The 17,417-nt window shown below is 43.2% G+C and carries 22 protein-coding genes; 8 read left to right on the forward strand and 14 right to left on the reverse strand.

The window, feature by feature from the left end; all coding sequences use genetic code 11:
* Window positions 1–21: 21 nt before the first annotated feature.
* From FX988_RS09925 to FX988_RS09975, 11 genes are all read right to left on the reverse strand, one after another.
* Window positions 22–300 (reverse strand): HPr family phosphocarrier protein, encoded by a 279-nt coding sequence (locus tag FX988_RS09925; RefSeq protein ID WP_160179563.1) that lies wholly within the window; start codon window positions 298–300, stop codon window positions 22–24.
* Window positions 297–1,142, reverse strand: a complete 846-nt coding sequence (gene rapZ, locus FX988_RS09930; protein ID WP_007990176.1) for an RNase adapter RapZ — start codon at window positions 1,140–1,142, stop codon at window positions 297–299. Before rapZ ends, FX988_RS09925 begins: the two co-directional genes overlap by 4 nt.
* A 1-nt stretch (window position 1,143) precedes the next feature.
* Window positions 1,144–1,587, reverse strand: coding sequence for a PTS IIA-like nitrogen regulatory protein PtsN (gene ptsN / locus FX988_RS09935; RefSeq protein WP_007990178.1), 444 nt, complete (start codon window positions 1,585–1,587; stop codon window positions 1,144–1,146).
* Window positions 1,588–1,602: 15 nt separating this feature from the next.
* Window positions 1,603–1,890 (reverse strand): ribosome hibernation promoting factor, encoded by a 288-nt coding sequence (hpf, locus tag FX988_RS09940; protein ID WP_006992775.1) that lies wholly within the window; start codon window positions 1,888–1,890, stop codon window positions 1,603–1,605.
* A 25-nt stretch (window positions 1,891–1,915) separates the two neighbouring features.
* Window positions 1,916–3,409 carry an RNA polymerase factor sigma-54 gene (locus tag FX988_RS09945; RefSeq protein ID WP_160179564.1) on the reverse strand — a complete coding sequence of 498 codons (1,494 nt, stop codon included), beginning with the start codon at window positions 3,407–3,409 and terminating at the stop codon, window positions 1,916–1,918.
* A 122-nt stretch (window positions 3,410–3,531) separates the two neighbouring features.
* The gene (gene lptB / locus FX988_RS09950) at window positions 3,532–4,257 is read right to left on the reverse strand and encodes an LPS export ABC transporter ATP-binding protein (RefSeq protein ID WP_160179565.1); all 726 of its coding nucleotides are present in this window, start codon (window positions 4,255–4,257) and stop codon (window positions 3,532–3,534) included.
* Window positions 4,257–4,778: a lipopolysaccharide transport periplasmic protein LptA gene (gene lptA / locus FX988_RS09955; RefSeq protein ID WP_160182151.1), complete on the reverse strand. Its 522-nt coding sequence runs from the start codon at window positions 4,776–4,778 to the stop codon at window positions 4,257–4,259. Before lptA ends, lptB begins: the two co-directional genes overlap by 1 nt.
* A gap of 40 nt (window positions 4,779–4,818) precedes the next feature.
* Complete coding sequence (gene lptC / locus FX988_RS09960; protein ID WP_007990187.1) at window positions 4,819–5,382, reverse strand: LPS export ABC transporter periplasmic protein LptC; 564 nt, start codon at window positions 5,380–5,382, stop codon at window positions 4,819–4,821.
* On the reverse strand, window positions 5,379–5,933 hold the full coding sequence (gene kdsC, locus FX988_RS09965) for a 3-deoxy-manno-octulosonate-8-phosphatase KdsC (protein ID WP_160179566.1): 555 nt from the start codon (window positions 5,931–5,933) through the stop codon (window positions 5,379–5,381). Before kdsC ends, lptC begins: the two co-directional genes overlap by 4 nt.
* Window positions 5,933–6,904, reverse strand: a complete 972-nt coding sequence (locus tag FX988_RS09970; RefSeq protein WP_160179567.1) for a KpsF/GutQ family sugar-phosphate isomerase — start codon at window positions 6,902–6,904, stop codon at window positions 5,933–5,935. The genes kdsC and FX988_RS09970 overlap by 1 nt, the downstream gene beginning before the upstream one ends.
* A 6-nt stretch (window positions 6,905–6,910) precedes the next feature.
* The gene (locus FX988_RS09975) at window positions 6,911–7,873 is read right to left on the reverse strand and encodes a calcium/sodium antiporter (protein ID WP_160179568.1); all 963 of its coding nucleotides are present in this window, start codon (window positions 7,871–7,873) and stop codon (window positions 6,911–6,913) included.
* A 317-nt stretch (window positions 7,874–8,190) separates the two neighbouring features.
* Here FX988_RS09975 and FX988_RS09980 point away from each other — a divergent pair, with 317 nt between their 5' ends.
* The 7 genes from FX988_RS09980 (at window position 8,191) to murA (ending at window position 12,858) form a co-directional block, all read left to right on the forward strand.
* A complete protein-coding gene (locus FX988_RS09980) occupies window positions 8,191–8,988 on the forward strand; it encodes an ATP-binding cassette domain-containing protein (protein WP_160179569.1) in 798 nt (265 codons plus the stop codon).
* On the forward strand, window positions 8,989–9,768 hold the full coding sequence (gene mlaE, locus FX988_RS09985) for a lipid asymmetry maintenance ABC transporter permease subunit MlaE (protein WP_007990192.1): 780 nt from the start codon (window positions 8,989–8,991) through the stop codon (window positions 9,766–9,768).
* Between the two features lie 12 nt (window positions 9,769–9,780).
* On the forward strand, window positions 9,781–10,245 hold the full coding sequence (mlaD, locus tag FX988_RS09990; protein WP_160179570.1) for an outer membrane lipid asymmetry maintenance protein MlaD: 465 nt from the start codon (window positions 9,781–9,783) through the stop codon (window positions 10,243–10,245).
* Window positions 10,246–10,272: 27 nt separating this feature from the next.
* Window positions 10,273–10,914, forward strand: a complete 642-nt coding sequence (locus FX988_RS09995) for a phospholipid-binding protein MlaC (protein ID WP_160179571.1) — start codon at window positions 10,273–10,275, stop codon at window positions 10,912–10,914.
* The gene (locus tag FX988_RS10000; RefSeq protein WP_160179572.1) at window positions 10,915–11,247 is read left to right on the forward strand and encodes a lipid asymmetry maintenance protein MlaB; all 333 of its coding nucleotides are present in this window, start codon (window positions 10,915–10,917) and stop codon (window positions 11,245–11,247) included.
* Window positions 11,248–11,274: 27 nt separating this feature from the next.
* Window positions 11,275–11,532, forward strand: coding sequence for a BolA family protein (locus FX988_RS10005; RefSeq protein ID WP_007990200.1), 258 nt, complete (start codon window positions 11,275–11,277; stop codon window positions 11,530–11,532).
* A 66-nt stretch (window positions 11,533–11,598) separates the two neighbouring features.
* Window positions 11,599–12,858 carry a UDP-N-acetylglucosamine 1-carboxyvinyltransferase gene (murA, locus tag FX988_RS10010; RefSeq protein ID WP_160179573.1) on the forward strand — a complete coding sequence of 420 codons (1,260 nt, stop codon included), beginning with the start codon at window positions 11,599–11,601 and terminating at the stop codon, window positions 12,856–12,858.
* A 74-nt stretch (window positions 12,859–12,932) separates the two neighbouring features.
* Here murA and FX988_RS10015 read toward each other — a convergent pair whose 3' ends face one another.
* The 3 genes from FX988_RS10015 to FX988_RS10025 form a co-directional block, all read right to left on the reverse strand.
* A complete protein-coding gene (locus FX988_RS10015) occupies window positions 12,933–13,994 on the reverse strand; it encodes a trypsin-like peptidase domain-containing protein (protein WP_160179574.1) in 1,062 nt (353 codons plus the stop codon).
* Between the two features lie 102 nt (window positions 13,995–14,096).
* Window positions 14,097–15,467, reverse strand: a complete 1,371-nt coding sequence (locus FX988_RS10020) for a DegQ family serine endoprotease (RefSeq protein WP_160179575.1) — start codon at window positions 15,465–15,467, stop codon at window positions 14,097–14,099.
* A gap of 92 nt (window positions 15,468–15,559) precedes the next feature.
* Complete coding sequence (locus FX988_RS10025) at window positions 15,560–16,000, reverse strand: ZapG family protein (protein WP_160179576.1); 441 nt, start codon at window positions 15,998–16,000, stop codon at window positions 15,560–15,562.
* Between the two features lie 242 nt (window positions 16,001–16,242).
* Between FX988_RS10025 and zapE the strand changes: the two genes are divergently transcribed.
* A complete protein-coding gene (gene zapE / locus FX988_RS10030) occupies window positions 16,243–17,349 on the forward strand; it encodes a cell division protein ZapE (RefSeq protein WP_160179577.1) in 1,107 nt (368 codons plus the stop codon).
* Window positions 17,350–17,417: the final 68 nt, after the last annotated feature.

A 17,417-nucleotide genomic window follows, 5' to 3' on the forward strand; every position in this document is an offset into this window, starting at 1 on the left:
AGTTGAATTGAACTTGGCTGATTACTCGCTTTCGTTGAATTTGCCGACGATCAGCTCTTCTACTGCATCCAAGGCTTGTTGCGCATCTTTGCCTTCAGAAATCACTTGAATTTCCTTGCCCTGCCCGCTCTCCAACATCATTAATCCTAAGACACTGCTAGCAGAGGCACTTTTATCACCTTGTACTATGGTCACTTCCGCTTCAAATTGATTTGCTAACTTAACTAATTGAGTAGCTGCTCTTGCATGCAGTCCGAGCTTGTTCACTATGAGTAACGATTTTTCTAATCGAATACTCATCGGTTTAACTCTCTATGACGTATTTGCACATCTGGATGTGAGGTGCTGAAGGTTTTCGCCAGCATCTCAACCACGTACACAGAACGGTGTTGCCCACCGGTACAACCTATGGCAATCGTTACATAGCTACGGTTGTTGCGCTCTAAATGTGGCAGCCATGTAGAAATCAAATTCTGAATTTGCCAGATAAATTTGGTCACAATCGGTTGTGAGCCTAAAAATATTTCTACGGGCGAATCAAGGCCTGTAAGCGGTTTTAAATCGGGCTCCCAATGGGGGTTGGGTAAAAAACGCGCGTCAAACACATAATCTGCATCTTTTGGAATACCGTGTTTAAAACCAAAGCTTTCAAAAACCAAAACAAGGCGAGAGCTTTTTTTGCCCAAAATACGTTCACGTACCAATTCGGCCAACTGGTGAATCGATAGCTGATCCGTATCGATATACAAATCGGCGCGTTCAGCTATCGGCGCTAATAACTGACTTTCCGCCTGTATAGCCCCAGCCAAAGATTTGTTTTGTTTGGATAATGGATGCAAGCGACGTGTTTCGCTAAAACGCTTAATGAGTACGTCATCGCTGGCATCTAAATATAGAATGGTCATTTCCCACGTGGCTGGCAGGTAGTCGAGAATTTCAACCAACTCATTCGGATCTTTAGGTAAGTTACGCACGTCAATACTGACTGCTACCTGATCGTACTCATCTGCTACGGTATGGGTCAATGTGGGTAATAAGTTAACTGGGATATTATCAACACAGTAATAGCCTAAATCTTCCAATGACCGTAAAACAATAGACTTCCCTGAGCCGGAGCGGCCACTTATGATGATAAGCTTCATATTAACTAATTACCTGAAATAGTTCTTGGTCGGTAGTCGCGCTACGTAGTCTACTTAATATATCTTTGTCGCAGAATTTTTTAGCAATCGCAGACAGTGTTTCCAAGTGCTCTTGCGCTTTTTCTTCTGGGACTAAAATCGCGAAGAAGATATCCACAGGCATGTTGTCCAGTGCGTCGTATTGAACCGGTGGTTGGCACGTGACTAAAACAGCGAGAGCAGACTCTAACCCTTTTATTCGTCCGTGGGGTAATGCAATACCACCACCAATGCCTGTACAACCCATTTTTTCGCGACCACTTAAGCTCGCTAGAATAGTCGCTTGATCTACCTCAACTAGGTGTTGTGAGGCCACTTGGCTGATAAGTTCTAGAATACGTTTTTTACTAGAGCCCTGAACTGCGCATACTACGCAGTCAGGGTGAAGAATACTTGATATTTCCATTATTTACCTGATGGGTTAATGGCGTTTAGCTTTCTCTTTATGCTTAATAACTTGCCGATCGAGTTTATCGATTAAGCCATCTATTGCAGCATACATGTCATTATGCTCCATGGTCGCAAAAACATCTGCACCATTCAAATGTATTGTTGCTTCAGCTTTTTGATTTAGCTTCTCTACATTGAGAATAACGTGAACATTGTTGATCTGATCGAAGTGCCGTTCTAGCTTGGTAAATTTAGTATCGACATAATCTTTTAGTGAATCTGTTACATCCACATGGTGACCAGTAATATTAATTTGCATATCGCCTCTTCCTTCTTTAATCAGCCTACAATAGGCTTTTTCGTTGGTTCGACGGGGGTATCATCAGAGATTCCCGGTACTTTGCTATTGTTCGCCTAGCAACCATAATGCCTTGCTCAGCCAACAATTGAGCAATCTTGCTGTCACTCAACGGCTTACTGGGTTTTTCAGCCGCAACCAGCTTTTTAATCAACGCACGTATTGCTGTTGAAGAACATTCTCCGCCTGTTTCAGTCGCAACATGGCTAGAGAAGAAATATTTCAGCTCAAATATCCCTCTTGGGGTATGCATATACTTTTGCGTGGTAACACGTGAAATAGTGGATTCATGCATGTCAACCATTTCAGCCACATCGTTTAACACCATAGGCTTCATCATTTCTGGGCCGTGTTCAAAAAAGCCCATTTGCTGTTGCACTATGCAATTTGACACTTTCAACAGCGTATCGTTGCGACTCTCTACACTTTTAATAAACCATTTGGCTTCTTGCATATGTGAGCGAATAAATTGACTGTCGCTGGTATTCTTAGCGCTACGGCTCATCGCCGCGTATTGCTGATTCACGTTCAACTTAGGCAAACTATCTGGATTAAGTTCGACTGTCCAGCGGCCGTTCTTTTTGCTGACAGACACATCAGGTATCACATATTCTGGTTCACCCTTAATTAATGCGCTACCGGGGCGTGGGTTGAGCGTTTTAAGCAAACGCATAACCTCACGAAGGTCATCTTCCTTGAGGCGTGACTTACGCATTAAGGTACGATAGTCCTTACTACTCAATAAATCAGCGTATTCGCTAATTAAGGTTTTTGCTTCTTCAAGCCAAGGGGTATCTGGGGCAAACTGACGCAGTTGAACAAGCAGGCATTCTTGTGGCGTACGAGAACCAGAACCCACAGGATCGAACATTTGAATCCGTTTAAGCACACATTCGACTTCATCCAGTTCTATTTCTTCATCATCCATGCTGGCCAGCACATCTTCAACGCTCATGGTCAAATAGCCTGATTCATCAATAGAATCAATGATGGCAGTCGCGATGGCCACATCCGTTTCACTGAAGTGAGTCAAACGCATTTGCCATAGCAAGTGCTCCTGAATATCGTCTGTGGTTTCACCCTGAAAAATCTGCTCATCATCACCGCCGGCACCATTTGAGATGCTTGCCGCTGGTGCTGAAGACGCGCTAATGTACTCATCCCATGTGGTGTCTGTGGGTAAATCCTCAGGAATTTCGTTTTTCTCAAATGCTTCACTTGAGTCTAAGGTGTCGCTGCTTGTGTCAACTATCTCATTACTATCTTTAGAGGAAGGATCGAGAGATTTATCATTTAATGCGCTATCGCCAGATTCTTGATCTACCGGCTCTTCGATTTCCAATAGCGGATTAGAATCCAATGCCTCTTGAATTTCTTGTTGTAAATCTAACGTAGACAATTGCAGTAAGCGTATCGCTTGCTGCAATTGTGGCGTCATAGTAAGTGATTGACTAAATTTTAATTGTAAAGAGGGTTTCATTTACTTCTTTATTCTGTCCGTTGCAAACTAATAAATATGCTGTGGTTGATTCGATTGACTGTAAATGTCTCACCAAGCGCCTGAGTATTAACTCGATAAAATAAGCGGCTATCTAAGCTTAACTATAGCCTGAATTGTTCGCCTAGGTATACATCTCTTACGCGTTGATCACTTAAAACTTCTTCGGCCGTGCCAGAAGCAATGAGCTCACCATGACTTACAATATAAGCTTTCTCACAAACATCGAGTGTCTCTCTTACATTGTGGTCAGTTATCAAAACACCAATACCTCGGTCACGTAAATGTTGAATAATTTTTTTAATATCGTTAACTGAAATAGGGTCAACGCCAGCAAAAGGTTCATCGAGTAGAATAAATTCAGGATCAGCGGCAAGGGCTCGCGCAATTTCAACTCGACGTCTTTCACCGCCTGACAAACTCATACCTGCACTGTTGCGGATATGGTTAATATTGAACTCATCGAGCAGTGAATCGGCTTGCTGCTCTTTTTGTTCTGAACTTAGTTCTTTACGTGTTTGTAAAATAGCCATTAAGTTTTGGTGTACGGTCAATTTACGAAAAATAGACGCTTCTTGAGGTAAATAGCCTATCCCTAACCGAGCTCGCATGTGCATTGGCTGCAACGTAAGATCTTGTTGATCGATACTGATTTCGCCTTTGTCTAAGGGCACCAAGCCAACAATCATATAAAAAGTTGTGGTTTTGCCTGCGCCATTGGGCCCAAGTAAACCAACGATTTGCCCCGTTGATACCTCCAGGCTAACATCACGTACGACTTGGCGCGACTTATAAGACTTAGCTAAGTGTGTGGCTTTCAACGTCGCCATTACGGTTGCTCTTCTTGTTCAAGTTGCTCGCTAGGATCCACGTTTTTAGTATCATTCGTTTTATTCTGTTGTTTTGCCGATTTCTTTGAAGGCTGAAAAATAGTCGTAACACGTCCACTGTCTTGGTTTTCGCCTTCTCCTTGGGCAACAATTTGCTCTAGCTCCATGTTAAAAACAATCGACTCGCCTTTCACACTGCTGTTATTTTGCTTCAACTGAGCATCACCCTCTAGAGTAAGCGTACGCTGATCCCTACGATATTCAATACGATTGGCCGACGCTTCAATACTGCCCCCCTGCTCTTGTTCTTGTGAATACTTAGCAGGATTGCCTGTGGCGATGAATATTTCATTTCCTTCACCTTTACTGGCGTCAACTTCTACCTCATCTGCGTATACATTCAAGCTGCCTTGATTAATATGCACGTCTTCGCGAAAAACCGACTTTTTGGTTTTACCATCACCAAACTGAAACTTAGAGTCCACTTTTATGGCCTGTGTGAAATCGTCTTTGCCCGCCATGCTTAAAGGTGAGAATGACAAGGTTGCTATGGCAACTAAGCTAAGGCTGAGGTTGATAAATGGTTTGCACATGATCAAGTAGCTCATATTGTTGGGTGGTTAAGTTGGCTTTAAAACCGTTACTGTTAATCACATAGTGTTGACCGAATATTTTTACAGGTTGGTCAGACTCCATGGTTTTTTCTATCAAGTTTATTTCGATGAAATCCGTGCGAATGGTGCGAGCAAATCCTTGCTCATCTTGATTACGTATCTCGACATTATTCTCTAATTGAATCCGATTGTCTTCATACAAAGTGCCGTCTTTAGCTGAGACTTGCCAGGGCGTTGTCTGCGATTCGACAAAAATCGTATACTGGGGCTGTTTAAACAAGGTGAATCCAAGTAAGTCGAAATGCTCCATTTTACTGGCAAACACTTGGTGGCTTAGGCGCCCCTCATCATCAAACAAGGTGCTCAACATTTCACTGGCTTGGTAGTTGGGTTGCCAAGCTGATTCGGTTTCCGTTTGAGGTATAATATCGTCATCTGCTAACCACTCAGGTAAGTTTGTGGCGATAACCAAAATAAACAATAAGCCTATACTCAGGGTAACTCGGTTCATACACTAGTTCCGCTGACTTTATTGAGCTGTCCCTTTGCGTGCAAAATCAAATCACACACTTCGCGCACTGCACCAAATCCGCCATTAATCGTTGTGGTATAAAGCGCTTGTTTTTTCACAAACGGATGCGCATCACAAGTGGCAATAGCAACATGACTCAAACTAAACATACCAACATCTGGCATATCATCACCAATAGAAGCCGTGGCCTCTTTGCCTATTTTTAATTGCTTTTGTAGCGCTAAAAGTGCGTCATTTTTTTGTTCGCAGCCTTGAATGATATGCTCTACCCCTAGAGAAGACATGCGCTTGCGCACAATAGTTGATTCACGGCCTGTAATTACAGCGACGTGCACGCCTATTTTTAATAAGGCTTTTATCCCAAAACCGTCTTTGGTATGAAAGGCTTTTAGCTCTTCACCATCATTGCCCATATAAATACGACCATCTGAGAAGACGCCATCCACATCACAAGCAAGAAGCTTAATACGCGAAAATTTATCCATGAGTGCAGATGATTTAGCACCGTATAGAGTATTGATGTCGCCCATTAGATAACTCCTGCTGATAACAAAGTTTGCATGTTAATCGCGCCAACAGGTTTGTGATTATCATCAACGACAAACAACGAACTGATTTTACGTTTTTGCATGACATTTAATACTTCTGCGGCCAATGTTCCTTGAGATGCAGTAACACAATTGGCGGTCATAACACTTTCAATACTGACGGTGTGAATGTCTACTCTGGCGTCGAGGACTCGGCGCAAGTCACCATCCGTAAAAATACCTAACAAACGCCCGTCATTATCAACTATGCCTGCCATGCCCAACCCCTTACGAGATATTTCGAGTAGCGCCTGACTGATCGTCTGTGTGGTGCTAACTAACGGCATCATTTCACCTTGGCACATAATGTCGTCAAGTTTGAGTAGCAGCTTGCGTCCTAGTGCTCCGCCAGGGTGCGACAAGGCAAAATCATCTGGGGTAAAGCCTCGTGCGTCGAGCAATGCCACGGCTAGCGCATCTCCCATAACGAGCGTAGCTGTGGTGCTCGCTGTCGGCGCTAAACCCAGTGAACACGCTTCTTTCTCGACTTTGATGCAAAGGTTCACATCTGCGTGTTTACCAAGTGAGCTTTGAGGGTTGTTTGACAAGGCAATAATGGCAATGCCCCGGCGTTTTACCACAGGTAGTAAAGCAAGCAATTCAGAGGTTTCCCCTGAATTGGAAATAGCTAATAGCACATCTTGCTCTGTAAGCATCCCCAAATCGCCATGATTGGCTTCGCCTGGGTGCATAAAAAAAGCTGGCGTCCCTGTGCTGGCTAATGTGGCTGAAATTTTATGTCCTATGTGCCCAGATTTGCCCATACCACAAACGACCACTTTTCCTTTGCAATTTTTCATCAACTCACACGCCGCAATAAAGCTGCTATCAATATATTGTGCTAGTTGTTCAATCGCCTGACCTTCAATCTCTAACACTCTAAGGGCAGATTGAATATAATCTTGCTGACTCATTGAACCTTAACCTTGATTGAAAACAAAGTACTGATACCCCAAAAAGCAGCCTAAAAAAACCAGTGCTTCATAGCGATTGATCCGCCTTGTACCTCGTAAATTAAAACAGAAAATAACCAATAAGAAGCTCAAACCAAGCATAGTGTATATATCTCGACCGGCTGCGTCGGGGTCGATATTGCCAGGTGCGATTAAACCGGGCATAGCCATAACCGCAAGTATATTAAAGATGTTCGAACCGATAATATTCCCCAGAGCAAGATCATCTTCGCCTTTAAGTACGCCTGCTATACTCGCTGCGAGCTCTGGTAAACTGGTGCCAATTGCTATGATCGTCAAACCAATAACCAAATCACTTAGGCCAAAGTAATGGGCAATCTCAACCGCCGATTCAACCATAAAATGAGCGCTAAGCGGCAATAGAACTAAACCAACTAATAACCAAATGACGGCATTTTTAGTTGGCACGCCATCAGGCACTTCATCGTGAGTTTCTTGGGTTAATGGGTCGCCTTTCTCAGTATAGAATGACATCCACGCTAGACCGCCAATAGTAATGAAGAATAAAACAAACAGCATGACACCTTCGCTGAGTGATAAGTACAGATCAGCTAAGAAGTAAGTAGCCAGTAAAGACACAGCTAGCATTACTGGCATTTCGCGTTTTAATGTCCCAGAGGCAACTGTCAATGGTTTGAGCAATGCAGTTAAACCAAGCACGAGCGCGATGTTTGCTATGTTTGAACCAATAGCGTTACCAACGGCCGTATCCGTGTTGCCACTAAATGAAGCGGTTGCAGATACCATGATTTCCGGCGCAGATGACCCCATAGCAACTATGGTTAATCCAATAATCATCGGCGAAATGCCCATATTTCGAGCCAAAGCGGATGACCCAAAGACAAATCGGTCCGCCCCCCAACTCAATACAACTAACCACACCAAAAATAATAACGCTTCAACTATCACGAAAACTCACTTGTTTTTATACCAATATCTAATTGTCGCAAAAAGCACTGCCTTTGCCTATTCATTGTGAGACAAATAAAATTGCCCAGTACAAATAAAATGAACGAAGAAATGACTAAGCAGGTCATCTAATCAAGGTCAAGAGCGACATCAGGGGTAACAAAAATGCAAATCCACCGAATGTTCTTAAAAATCGAATATAACTTGTTACTTTTAGATTTTGAGGTTTGCTCTTGAAAAAACGTATAATGCCGCCAATTTAACGCATCCTCATATACTTAGTATTTGGTTCATCTGATAGGAAGACAACAGGCTTAATGGAAAATTTGCTAGAAATAGACAACTTAACCTTTTCTCGTAGTGGACGCATTATCTACGACGATATATCCCTACGCATCGTAAAAGGTAAAACCACCGCTATTATGGGCCCAAGTGGTATTGGTAAAACCACCATGCTGCGTTTGATGGGTGGTCAGTTGAAACCCGATAGCGGTGATATACGTTTTAAGGGTGAGTCTATTCAAAGCATGAAACGCAATCGTCTGTTTACAGTCAGGCGTCAAATGAGCATGTTGTTTCAAAGCGGCGCTCTATTTACTGATATGACAGTATTCGACAACATTGCCTTTCCGTTACGCGAACATACCAAGTTGTCAGAATCAGTGATAAAGACCTTGGTATTGTTAAAATTACAGGCCGTAGGATTGCGCGGTGCTGCGCAATTAATGCCGGCCGAATTATCAGGTGGTATGGCGCGCCGAGCTGCACTGGCGAGAGCGATAGCTCTTGACCCAGAACTTATCATGTACGATGAACCTTTTGCTGGACAAGATCCCATTTCAATGGGCGTGCTGGTTAAGCTGATTAAGGCGCTAAACGACGCGCTGCAGCTCACCAGTGTAGTAGTTACCCATGACGTGACTGAGGTACTCACCATAGCTGATTACATTTATATCTTAGCTGAAAAGAGAGTTATTGGCAGTGGAACACCTGAACAAATCAAACAAAGTGATTCTCCCTTAGTGCAACAGTTTTTGAAGGGCCAAGCGGACGGCCCTGTTCCATTTCATTACCCGAGTGATGACCTTGAACACACTTTTCTAGGAGCGAAGTAAATGCAGTGGCTAGCGAGTATTGGGCGGAACACGATCGACACGGTTGGTGCTTTTGGGCGCGCATTTTTAATGTTACTTGGCGCGGTTATCGCAAAGCCGCAGCTGATAAAAAACACTCCTTTGACCATCAAACAAATATACGTGGTCGGTGTTCAGTCTCTGTTAATCATAGTGGTATCAGGATTATTCATCGGCATGGTGATGGCACTTCAAGGCTATACTATCTTGGTCGGCTACGGTGCCGAAGGTAGCTTGGGCCCCATGGTCGCACTGTCACTGCTGCGTGAACTAGGCCCTGTGGTCACTGCTCTCTTATTTGCAGGTCGCGCCGGCTCAGCGTTAACCGCAGAAATTGGTTTAATGAAAGCTACAGAACAACTTAGCAGTTTAGAAATGATGGCCGTTGACCCATTGCGCCGAATAGTTGCTCCACGATTATGGGCAGGCATCATATCAATGCCAATGTTAGCAATAATTTTCAGTGCTGTGGGCATATTAGGCGGCCACGTTGTTGGTGTTGATTGGTTAGGAGTCGATGCCGGCAGCTATTGGTCTATCATGCAATCGAGCGTTGATTGGAACGAAGATGTCGTTAACGGCATTATAAAAACCTTTGTATTTGCCTTCGTTATTACCTGGATCGCAATATTCAAAGGGTACGACGCCATCCCGACATCTGAAGGGATAAGCAAAGCGACCACAGAAACAGTGGTATTTTCATCTTTAGCAGTGTTAGGTCTGGACTTTATCCTAACTGCATTAATGTTTGGTATAGAGTAGGAGTAGAAAGTAATGTCGTCACGGAAAGTGGAAATAATGGTTGGCTTGTTTGTAGTATTGACCTTAGCAGCTGGGCTACTACTAGCGCTAAAAGCGGTCAATCAAGGCATGTCAAATGGCGCTGAAACTTACACCTTATATGCCAAATTCGATAATATTGGCGGCCTAAAAGCCCGCTCAGCCGTTAAAGTGGGCGGCGTTATAGTAGGTCGAGTTGATAGCATTAGCCTTGACCCAGACGGCTATACGCCAGTGGTCGCATTAAAGATTTCTCAGGAATACAACAAGTTCCCCGAAACAAGCTCAGTTTCCATTTTGACGTCGGGGTTATTAGGTGAGCAGTATGTTGGCTTTCAACCTGGTTTTAGTATTGACGGCATAGCCGATCTTGGTGATGGTGATTACATTTCCGATACAAAATCAGCCCTAGTACTAGAAGACTTAATTGGCCAGTTCCTGTTCAGTAAAAATGATTAATTGATAACGTTGGATTAAAAATACCTTATGAAACAAATAACCCAAATATTTAGTGCTGTACTCATTTTAATCTTTAGCAGTGTTGCCGCTGCTGAAGAAGTTAACCCATACAAGTTATTGGAAGATGTCGCCTCTGAAACCTTTGCTAGAATTAAAGATCAGCACGCTGAAATTCAAAAAAACCCTGAAATTTTAAGAGATATCATTGAGCAGGATTTACTCCCGTATATCGATTATAACTTTGCGGCACTGAAAGTATTAGGTAAGCATTTCAGAACAGTACCAAAAGATAAGATCCCTGAATTTATTCAAGTCTTCCGTCAGTATTTAATTACGACCTACGCGCTTGCATTGACTTACTACAATGGTCAAGAGGTTATCTTTCAGCCAATGCCTGATGCACCTGAAGATAAAACCGCCACCGTGCGCGCCGTGGTGAAAGAAAGTGGACGCCCAGACATCAAAATTTCATTCAAGCTGCGTAAAAATACCAAAACGAATGAATGGAAAGCCTATGATATGGTTGCTGAGGGCATTAGCTTGTTGTCTAGCAAACAAAGTGAATATGAATCTATCTTGCGCCAAGATGGTATACAAAAAGTCATCGATATTATGAAAGAAAAAATTGCTCAACCCATCAGTCTCGAGCAAGCCAAAAAGGAAATATAAGTGAGTGATTCAAACACATCACGTATGACTGTTGATAACGATCCGACTTCCCCAGAGCGCTTTGTGCTCTCGGGAAGCTTAAATCGCGACACCGTTCCTTATTTTTGGCGGAATAGCCTGCAACAGCTTGCCAGTGCTCAAAGCGATGATAAACCACTGACGCTTGATCTAAATAATGTAAAACACATTGATACCGCAGGCTTAGCTTGGATAATGAACTTAATACGTGATACCAAGCAAAAAAATATTCAATTTAAAATAGCCAACCCACCCACTACATTGTTAAATTTAGCTAAAATTAGCGACGTAGAGCGCTTTTTACCATTACAATAACCGTTTAATTTTAATCTTAGGAAGGCTATGCAAAATTCAGAAATAGAACAATTACTTATGGAAAAACTTGGCTTAGCAGAAGTTCACGTCACAGGTGATGGTTCGCATTTTCAGATTATTGCTGTTAGCGATCAATTTGACGATATGAGCCGAGTAAAAAGACAGCAATTTGTTTATGCTCCTTTAAGCGATATTATTGCGCAAGGTACTATGCATGCCATTTCGATTAAAACCTTCTCTGAAAAACAATGGAAGCGAGAACGTCTACTTAATATGCCTCAATAAGCTACTTTAGCAATATTAAGTCAGTCCTACTATTTACCTTCGTGTACCATTCAAAAGAGCATTTTCATGGATAAATTACTCATAAAAGCGTCTAAGCCGTTAAAAGGCTCAGTGCGCATCTCAGGCGCTAAAAACGCAGCACTCCCTATCTTAATGTCGAGTATTTTAGCCGATTCGACGTGCTATTTTGATAACGTCCCTGAGCTTAGAGATATTAATACCAGCCTAGCCTTACTCGCGGAGTTAGGCGCTGACGCGAAACGTACTTCAGGTCATTCGGTGGAAATTGATCCCAGCGGAATTAATAATTGCAACGCTTCCTATGATCTCGTCAAAACCATGCGTGCATCGATCCTAGTGCTAGGTCCTTTATTAGCCAAATATGGTGAAGCCAATGTGTCTTTGCCTGGTGGCTGCGCTATCGGTGCTCGTCCGGTTAATTTGCATCTGCAAGGCTTAGAAAAAATGGGAGCCAAAATAGACGTTGAAGCAGGTTACATTCGCGCGAAAGTGGATGGGCGTCTAAAAGGTGCAAATATCTTTATGGATATGGTGAGCGTTGGCGCGACTGAAAACCTGATGATGGCAGCGTGTTTAGCAGAAGGTGAAACCGTGCTAGAGAACGCAGCACGAGAGCCAGAAATTGTCGATTTGGCAAACTGCTTAAATGCAATGGGTGCAAACGTCAAACATGCCGGCAGTGATAAAATTCGTATTCAGGGCGTTGAGCGCCTGCAAGGTAGCCGTTACGCGGTATTACCCGACCGAATTGAGACTGGCACTTTTCTTATCGCTGCGGCAGTCACAGGAGGAAATATCCGCTGTGAAAATGCCGCCCCAGATACGCTCGATGCTGTACTTGATAAACTCGTTATGGCGGGGGCAGTTATCACCACAGGTGTCGACTGGATTGAGCTAGATATGCAAGGTCACCCTCTTAAAAGCGTTAATATTAAAACGGCGCCTCATCCAGGCTTTCCCACAGACATGCAGGCACAGTTTGTCGCACTTAACTGCGTAGCTGAAGGAACGGGTGTCGTCACAGAAAACATTTTTGAGAATCGCTTTATGCACGTGCCAGAACTACAGCGTATGGGCGCAAAAATTGACCTAGAAACCAATAGCGCAGTGTGTCATGGGGTGTCCAGCCTCAAAGGTGCACAGGTTATGGCCACAGATTTACGTGCATCAGCGAGTTTAGTGATTGCAGGCTTAGTGGCTGAAGGGGAAACCATAGTTGATCGTATTTATCATTTAGATCGCGGCTATGAACACATTGAAACCAAGCTAAATGGTTTGGGTGCAAATATACAACGTATTCAATAGATCAGAAAAATACTTGGTTACGGTGTAATGAAACTCCCTAAACACCAAGCTTCTTTAAGCTTAGCGGTGCTCTCTTATTGAGCACCTAATTCAGCGACAACAACCGTTAAATTGACTAACTGCCCACCACGACTTACCTCTACTTGAAGCTCAGTGCCAGGCTTGGTTTCCGCAATAAAATCTAACGTTTGGGTGACGCTATCTGTAGGTTGCCCATTGATTGCAAGCATGACGTCATTGGTTTGAATGCCACCTTTATCAGCAGAACTGCCTGGCGTCACACTGGTAATCAATATACCTGAGCGCCCATAAACCTCTGCGGCGCCTACACCTAATTGCCCGCGTGTCACTCGACCATTTGCGACAATTTCATCCATCACTTTCTTGGCAAGGCCATATGGAATAGCAAAAGAAACACCATCAACCTCTTTTACTCGTCGTTGGCTGTCCAATGTTTTGAAGTTGGCATTATTAATCCCAATTAAATAACCATTGCTGTCAATTAACGCGCCACCTGAATTACCTTCATTGAGCACGGCATCCATTTGAATAAAATCGAAATATGCAGCTAATCCATTTCGTCCTACACGGCTTACAACGCCCTGCGTAATGGTTTGGCCCAGATTATAAGGGTTGCCAATGGCAAGTACTAGATCGCCCACCCGAGTGCCGGGGTCGTCTAATTGTGGGATCACATGCAGGTTGTCTTCGGCGACTTTAAGCACAGCTAGATCAGTATAAGGGTCGTAACCAATTATTTGTGCTTCTGCTCGACGCCCATCCTGTAACCCAACCAGAATGCTATTGGCATTCGCAATCACATGGAGACAAGTCAAAATAAGCCCGTCTTCACTCATGATAACCCCAGAGCCTAGGCTTGTGCGTTCAACCGCTTGGCTGCGATTATATATACTGCCGCTTTCTATTGATTGGCTGTAAATATTAACTACCGCTGGGCCTGATACATTCACCGCGTGATTGAAACTGAGCTTGTCAGAAGTCTGCCTAACGGGGTTGAACATAGATAGGTTTAAGCTGCTGCCATGGCGTAAATCAGGCACCAGAAGGAGTATCACCCCAGAGATGATGGCACCGACGAAGGCCGATTTAATCAAAAACGTTAATGAATCTTTCAAGGGACCTGCTAATAAAAGCTTACTTATCAGAGGTTAAGAATAACACTGAAGGGAAAAAGTTAATAGCAGCCCAGTGTTAGGGCTGCTATTAATTTAATAAAACTAGCGGATCACGAGATAAAGCGTTGAAACACCGCGTTTAACATTGAGGGCAATCACGCCTTTTGCTTCGTCAAGAGCGTTACGCAAGTCCACAACGTTATCGATTTTGTGGCGGTTAACACCAATAATCACGTCGCCGTCTTGTAAGCCAATTAACGCAGAAGGTGAGCGCGCTGTGAGCTCTGAAATTACTACACCATCAACGCCTTGCTTGGTTTTACCATTGGTCAGGGTAGCCCCTTCTAAGGCAGGGTGAATTTCTTTTGCCGCCACTGTGCTTTGGGTTGCATCACCAAGTGTTACTTGCACTTCTTTCTCTTTACCTTTGCGCAATAACGTTAGATTTACTTTGGTTCCAGCACCTTTACTGCCGATTTTCGCACGCAACTCAAGGAAGCTAGTCACGGGTCGCCCTTCAATCTCGATGATAATGTCGCCCGCTTGTATACCACCTTTATCAGCCGCTGAACCTTCACTAACTTCACTAACAAATGCGCCTCGACTTACATCTAGGTTCATTGCTTCAGCTAAGCCTGAGTCAACATCCTGACCTAAAATTCCCAATAGTCCGCGACGCACCTCACCGAACTCGATAATTTGATCCACCAAGCTTTTCATCATATTTGCTGGTATAGCAAAACCGATCCCTACATTGCCGCCATTAGGCCCAAAGATAGCTGTATTAATGCCTACTAATTCACCATTAAGGCTGACTAGCGCACCACCAGAGTTACCCCTGTTAATAGCTGCATCAGTTTGAATAAAGTTTTCATAGCCACCGATATTTAAGCCAGAGCGCCCCAAAGCACTAACAATACCTGAGGTGACGGTTTGGCTTAAGCCAAAGGGGTTGCCTATCGCTACCACAAAATCACCTACGCGCACTTTGTCAGAATCAGCTAGAGGAACAGCCACTAAGTTCAAATTGTCTGTATCGACTTTTAATAGAGCGATATCACTTTGCTCATCTGCACCTAACTTTTTCGCTTTGACTTCACGACCATCATTTAACTTAACTGTGATTTCGTCTGCGTTGTCTACCACATGATTATTGGTGACAATGTAGCCTTTGTCGGCGTCAATAATAACCCCTGAACCTAACCCTTTAAATGGTCGTTCTTGTACCTGCTCGCCATTTCCGCCAAAGAATCGACGAAACACTTCAGGAACCTGTTGCCGAGATACTTGGGTTCCCTCGACTGAAATAGTCACAATACCTGGCGTGGTTTTTTCCAACATGGGAGCCAAGCTGGTGACGGGTTCATTGTCACTTGAAAAGAAGGGCAAGGCTGCGCTTGCAGAACTGGCAATCATTAAGCTTGCCGCAAAAACGCAACTGGTGATGACAGTGCGGTTAGTAACTTTACTCATTTAACGATAACTCCATGGATGACTTATTAGCTCAATAAACAAAACAAAGACTGCATGGCACTTTAAAAAGTTCCCTAAGACACTCAGCTCAGTTATTTCGATTGCTTTTCAGGTTGAACATTGTCACTACCACTGAATAAACCAGAACTCTGATTTGAGAAATCTAAAGGTTGCACATCTGCGCTGTCTTTTTCACGTTTGACCTTTTGCTCCTTATTTTGCAAAAAAGGAGATGCATGATCACCAAAGAAACTCACGTTATTGCTTTGAGCATCCGTATTCAAAAGCGATAGCGAGCTTTCATAGTTGTCTAAATTTTGCGTAAGAACCTGGCATTGTTTTTCAAGCTGCTCGGCAATTTTACGACTTTCTGTTACGTGATTTAATGATTGTTGAATCACTACGTCTTTCAACGTTTGCTCTTTTTGATTGTCTTTAGATGACTTCTCTTTATCTAGGTAGACATATTTTGCTACAAAGAAACCCAGCACCGCGCCAACTAGCACTAAAACCACACCGATTACCCAATCCATATTTACTCCAATAATAAGCTTATAAAGCAATACACACTTATAATGTGCACTATTACTTTAATCTACAAAAGCCAGCTGCACTATTTCAAAATCTATGCACGGCATACAGCGCAAAAAACACCACATTTTGATATTATACCCTTGTCACGCATTTATGCGGTCATTAAATTTGGATTCAATACCTCAATAAGATTAGCTTAGTGATTTTTAAGGTCATTCAGTAAAAGGAAAAGACACGCCTAATGTCAGCTTTAACCCCGTGGCAAAAATATCAATCGGATCTGCAACGCGACGACTTTCATTCTGACCCAGCCCAAGCCAATGCAGTTAAACATTTGCAACGCCTTTTTGATGATCTTGTCGCGCCTGACAAAGAGCCGGGCCTTTGGGCGAAAATAAAATTCGTCATTGGTAAAGACACACCTGCACAACCAATCAGAGGTTTATATTTCTGGGGAGGCGTCGGTCGAGGTAAAACATACTTAGTCGATACCTTTTATGATTGCCTTCCTTTTGAAAAGAAAATGCGCGTGCATTTTCACCGTTTTATGCATCGAGTACACGAAGAGCTAAAAGCGCTTGGTGGTAAATCCGATCCGTTAAAAATGATTGCGACAAAATTTGCCAGCGAAGCCAAAGTAATATGTTTCGATGAGTTTTTTGTTTCAGATATTACCGATGCCATGATTTTGGGCACACTAATGGAAGAAATGTTCAGTCATGGGATAGTACTGGTCGCGACCTCGAATATCATTCCTGACGAGTTATACCGCAATGGCTTACAGCGAGCTCGATTTTTACCGGCCATTGCGTTGATCAATCAGCATACCCAAGTTGTGAATGTAGACAGCGGCATTGATTATCGATTACGCACATTAAAACAAGCCGAAATTTATCACTATCCCCTTGATGAGACTGCAAACAACAACTTGTCTATGTACTTTACACAACTAGCACCTGACGAATGTCATCATGATGAATCCATCACAATAAAAGGCCGAAAAATACCCGCTATTCATCATGCCGAAGGCGTTGCAATGTTTGAATTTCGTGCACTGTGCGATGGCCCCCGCAGTCAAACTGATTACATGGAATTAAGCCGCTGCTATCACTCTATTTTACTGGCCAATGTTGAACAAATGGGACAGTCAGTAGACGATATTGCTAGACGATTTATCGCTATGGTAGACGAATTTTATGAGCGAAATGTTAAGCTGATCATGTCAGCAGAAGTGCCTCTTGAGGAACTCTATACTCAGGGGACTCTCAATTTTGAATTTCGTCGCTGTCTAAGCCGGCTAAAAGAAATGCAATCACATGATTATTTAGCGACTGAGCATTTACCTTAAATTTCACATGCAAACGTGGCAAAACCCATTATTACGGCGTTTGTACAATTCCTGTATTTATCGGTAAA

The sequence above is a fragment of the Paraglaciecola mesophila genome, assembly GCF_009906955.1.
Taxonomy (GTDB): domain Bacteria; phylum Pseudomonadota; class Gammaproteobacteria; order Enterobacterales; family Alteromonadaceae; genus Paraglaciecola; species Paraglaciecola mesophila_A.

Excerpts from the sequence above, each read along its gene's own strand:
- FX988_RS09925 (WP_160179563.1), bottom strand. The coding sequence starts at position 300 with ATGAGTATTCGATTAGAAAAATCGTTACTCATAGTGAACAAGCTCGGA.
- rapZ (WP_007990176.1), bottom strand. The coding sequence starts at position 1,142 with ATGAAGCTTATCATCATAAGTGGCCGCTCCGGCTCAGGGAAGTCTATT.
- ptsN (WP_007990178.1), bottom strand. The coding sequence starts at position 1,587 with ATGGAAATATCAAGTATTCTTCACCCTGACTGCGTAGTATGCGCAGTT.
- hpf (WP_006992775.1), bottom strand. The coding sequence starts at position 1,890 with ATGCAAATTAATATTACTGGTCACCATGTGGATGTAACAGATTCACTA.
- FX988_RS09945 (WP_160179564.1), bottom strand. The coding sequence starts at position 3,409 with ATGAAACCCTCTTTACAATTAAAATTTAGTCAATCACTTACTATGACG.
- lptB (WP_160179565.1), bottom strand. The coding sequence starts at position 4,257 with ATGGCGACGTTGAAAGCCACACACTTAGCTAAGTCTTATAAGTCGCGC.
- lptA (WP_160182151.1), bottom strand. The coding sequence starts at position 4,778 with ATGGCGGGCAAAGACGATTTCACACAGGCCATAAAAGTGGACTCTAAG.
- lptC (WP_007990187.1), bottom strand. The coding sequence starts at position 5,382 with ATGAACCGAGTTACCCTGAGTATAGGCTTATTGTTTATTTTGGTTATC.
- kdsC (WP_160179566.1), bottom strand. The coding sequence starts at position 5,933 with ATGGGCGACATCAATACTCTATACGGTGCTAAATCATCTGCACTCATG.
- FX988_RS09970 (WP_160179567.1), bottom strand. The coding sequence starts at position 6,904 with ATGAGTCAGCAAGATTATATTCAATCTGCCCTTAGAGTGTTAGAGATT.
- FX988_RS09980 (WP_160179569.1), top strand. The coding sequence starts at position 8,191 with ATGGAAAATTTGCTAGAAATAGACAACTTAACCTTTTCTCGTAGTGGA.
- mlaE (WP_007990192.1), top strand. The coding sequence starts at position 8,989 with ATGCAGTGGCTAGCGAGTATTGGGCGGAACACGATCGACACGGTTGGT.
- mlaD (WP_160179570.1), top strand. The coding sequence starts at position 9,781 with ATGTCGTCACGGAAAGTGGAAATAATGGTTGGCTTGTTTGTAGTATTG.
- FX988_RS09995 (WP_160179571.1), top strand. The coding sequence starts at position 10,273 with ATGAAACAAATAACCCAAATATTTAGTGCTGTACTCATTTTAATCTTT.
- FX988_RS10005 (WP_007990200.1), top strand. The coding sequence starts at position 11,275 with ATGCAAAATTCAGAAATAGAACAATTACTTATGGAAAAACTTGGCTTA.
- murA (WP_160179573.1), top strand. The coding sequence starts at position 11,599 with ATGGATAAATTACTCATAAAAGCGTCTAAGCCGTTAAAAGGCTCAGTG.
- FX988_RS10020 (WP_160179575.1), bottom strand. The coding sequence starts at position 15,467 with ATGAGTAAAGTTACTAACCGCACTGTCATCACCAGTTGCGTTTTTGCG.
- FX988_RS10025 (WP_160179576.1), bottom strand. The coding sequence starts at position 16,000 with ATGGATTGGGTAATCGGTGTGGTTTTAGTGCTAGTTGGCGCGGTGCTG.
- zapE (WP_160179577.1), top strand. The coding sequence starts at position 16,243 with ATGTCAGCTTTAACCCCGTGGCAAAAATATCAATCGGATCTGCAACGC.